Source organism: Flectobacillus sp., assembly GCF_049240685.1.
Taxonomy (GTDB): Bacteria; Bacteroidota; Bacteroidia; order Cytophagales; family Spirosomataceae; genus Flectobacillus.
Genome location: NZ_JBMLSD010000433.1, coordinates 1 through 2,737, shown reverse-complemented (window position 1 = coordinate 2,737; position 2,737 = coordinate 1). Strand labels below are relative to the sequence as shown.

The 2,737-nt window shown below is 37.9% G+C and carries 3 protein-coding genes; 1 reads left to right on the top strand and 2 read right to left on the bottom strand.

The window, feature by feature from the left end:
- Position 1: 1 nt before the first annotated feature.
- Both ACOVQ4_RS19860 and ACOVQ4_RS19855 read right to left on the bottom strand, forming a co-directional pair.
- Positions 2-1,291: an aminopeptidase P N-terminal domain-containing protein gene (locus ACOVQ4_RS19860; RefSeq protein ID WP_421822346.1), complete on the bottom strand. Its 1,290-nt coding sequence runs from the start codon at positions 1,289-1,291 to the stop codon at positions 2-4.
- Between the two features lie 18 nt (positions 1,292-1,309).
- Positions 1,310-2,077 carry a class I SAM-dependent methyltransferase gene (locus ACOVQ4_RS19855; protein ID WP_166552418.1) on the bottom strand — a complete coding sequence of 256 codons (768 nt, stop codon included), beginning with the start codon at positions 2,075-2,077 and terminating at the stop codon, positions 1,310-1,312.
- Between the two features lie 123 nt (positions 2,078-2,200).
- On the opposite strand from ACOVQ4_RS19855, the gene ACOVQ4_RS19850 reads away from it, so the two are divergent.
- Positions 2,201-2,737: hypothetical protein (locus ACOVQ4_RS19850; RefSeq protein ID WP_421822345.1), on the top strand; the 537-nt coding region annotated here is incomplete at its 3' end.

The following is a 2,737-nucleotide window of genomic DNA, read 5'->3' as shown; positions in this document are numbered from 1 at the left end:
TTTAGGCATTCATCAAGCTTTCGATTTCGTCAGCTTCCATTGGAATACTTCCCATCAAATCGATATTGCTATCCTGAGTTACTAAAATATTATTTTCTAGACGAACACCTAGACCTTCTTCTTGGATATAAATTCCAGGTTCAATCGTAAATACCATACCTTCTTCAAAACGACGGTAGCGATTCCAAACATCATGCACATCCAAACCTAGGTGGTGTGATGTTCCGTGCATAAAGTATTTTTTGAATAAAGGAGATTCTGGGTTTTGATTTTTTACGTCGGTTTTATCAAACAAACCTAGTCCAATCAATTCAGACTCGATAAACATTTCTACCTCGTGTTGGTATTCACTCCATAAAACACCTACCTGCATGATAGATTTAGCGAATTTGAAAGCACGGTGCACAGCATCATATACCGCACGCTGACGAGCTGTAAAACGACCATTGACAGGAATTGTACGGGTTAAATCTGCATTGTAGTTAGCATATTCGGCTGCTACGTCCAACAACAACAAATCTCCATCTTTACAAATACGGCTGTTTTCGATATAGTGCAATACACAAGCATTAGCGCCCGAAGCAATAATTGGCTGATAAGCAAAGCCTTTTGAGCGATTGCGAACAAACTCATGGATAAGTTCTGCTTCTACCTCGTATTCTGTAACACCAGGTTTTACAAAATTTAAGAGTCTTCTAAAGCCTAATTCTGTAATACGAATAGCTTCGTTGAGTTGCGCAATCTCTACAGGGCTTTTGATTACGCGCAAATGGTGCATAAGCGGAGCCACGCGCTCAAGACGGTGCAAAGGATAGCGCTCTTTTACCCAGTTGATAAACTTCGCATCGCGTGTTTGTACCTCAGAGCTATTACGGATATGTTCGTTGGTGTTGAGATAAATGGCATCTGCCTCAAATACCAAAGTAGTTAATATTTGCTCAAATTGACTAGTCCAATAAATAGTCTGGATGCCCGAAACCTCTCTTGCGTGTTCTTTCGTGTATTTGTATCCTTCCCAAACCGCAATCAAATCTGATGTTTCACGCAAAAATAAAATTTCTCTCATACGAGGGTCTGGCGCATCTGGAAACAACAAAACAATGGTTTCTTCTTGGTCGATACCACTCAAATAAAACAAATCAGAGTTTTGTCTGAAGCCCATTGTACCGTCCGCATTGGTTGGCATAATGTCATTTGAGTTGAAAATCGCTATAGATTTTGGTTTCAATAGCTGGTTTAATCTAGCTCTGTTTGTTACAAACAGTTGACTATCTATTGGTAAGTATTTCATTGATGAGTGTTGATGGGGTTATTTTTTTTCGCACAAATAAATAATCTCCTCCTTCGGAAGAGCATAGCGTTCCACTTTGTCTTTGGGCATTTCCATCACAAAACGGTCTTGCGTTACATGCCAACCACCTTGTTCGAGGCGTTTGTGGTAGTCACGACCAAAAATACGGAAGTGGTCATCTTGTTTGAAAAGACGCTCACGCTCTTTCGGGTCGGTGATGGTTTTATCCTCAAAAGTAGTTTCCAAGTTCCAGTCTTGTGGCGATTGCATAATACCCCAACCGTTTGGTTTTAGTACACGACGCATTTCTTGCATACAACGAATATCATCGTCGACGTGCTCCAATACGTGATTACAGAAAACTACATCAAAAGTATTGTCCTCGAAAGGAATATTGTGCAAGTCCATTTTTACTTTTGCCAAAGGCGACTCAATATCAGCGGTGATATAGTCCAAGTTTTTCATTTTTTCGAAACGGTCGATAAAACAATATTCAGGCGCCACATGCAAAACTTTAAGGTCGGCTTTGAAGAAATTAGTCTTTTGTTGAAGGTATAAATACATCAAACGGTGACGTTCGAGCGCAAGGCAGTTTGGACAAAGAGCGTTATCACGAGGCTCAAGACGACCATAAGGAACGAATTTCGAAAATGTAGAGCCACAAACTGTACATTCCACCTTATTACCTCGCAAAAAGAACGCATATAGGTTCATGGCAAAGTGACTAACTAATTGCAAATACTTACGAGGAATGTTTCGGAGTGTCCAGCTAATAATTTTTTTCATGGAAATGATGGTCAAATATATTTTTTGCAAAGGTAAAAAATGATTCCGAAATAAAATAGGAGGGAGAAATACTGTCTCGGTTTTATATGATTATATTACCTGAAATGACGAATTTTGCCCTTCGTGGAATTACCTATAGCGATTATAGCGACGACTTTGTTGCTAGCCCAGTTTGCTGGAAAGAATTTCAATGAGGGCGAAATGTTAATTAATTATCAAAATAGATTATATCCCATGGCAAGAAAAAGAAAGGTATCGTTTATATTTTATGGTCAACATAAGGCTAGTAAGGAAGTATTGAAAGATTTTTTATTGTATGAAGAGATGTTTGATGAATTATTAAGAACTCATCTTCAACAATATATAGATCTTAAAACTAAAGTTGTTCGTTTGAAAATTTATTTTAGAGGGTTTGCAAATGAAGTAACGTCAGAAAGAGGTTTTTATCTCCCTACAACAAAGGCACCATTTTTTCAAAATAGTGTAATTTTTCATATCCATGATGTACTTGATGATACTTGGCTAGACATGACACATGACGAAAAAATAACTTACCTTAAAGATAAATGGATTTCACTTTTTAGATGTTTGCAACCTGAGTTTTGGACGATTGAGATAACGGAAGTTGTTTCAATTGTAGAAAAGGAAGTGTCACAACTT

Excerpts from the sequence above, each read along its gene's own strand:
- ACOVQ4_RS19860 (WP_421822346.1), bottom strand. The coding sequence starts at position 1,291 with ATGAAATACTTACCAATAGATAGTCAACTGTTTGTAACAAACAGAGCT.
- ACOVQ4_RS19855 (WP_166552418.1), bottom strand. The coding sequence starts at position 2,077 with ATGAAAAAAATTATTAGCTGGACACTCCGAAACATTCCTCGTAAGTAT.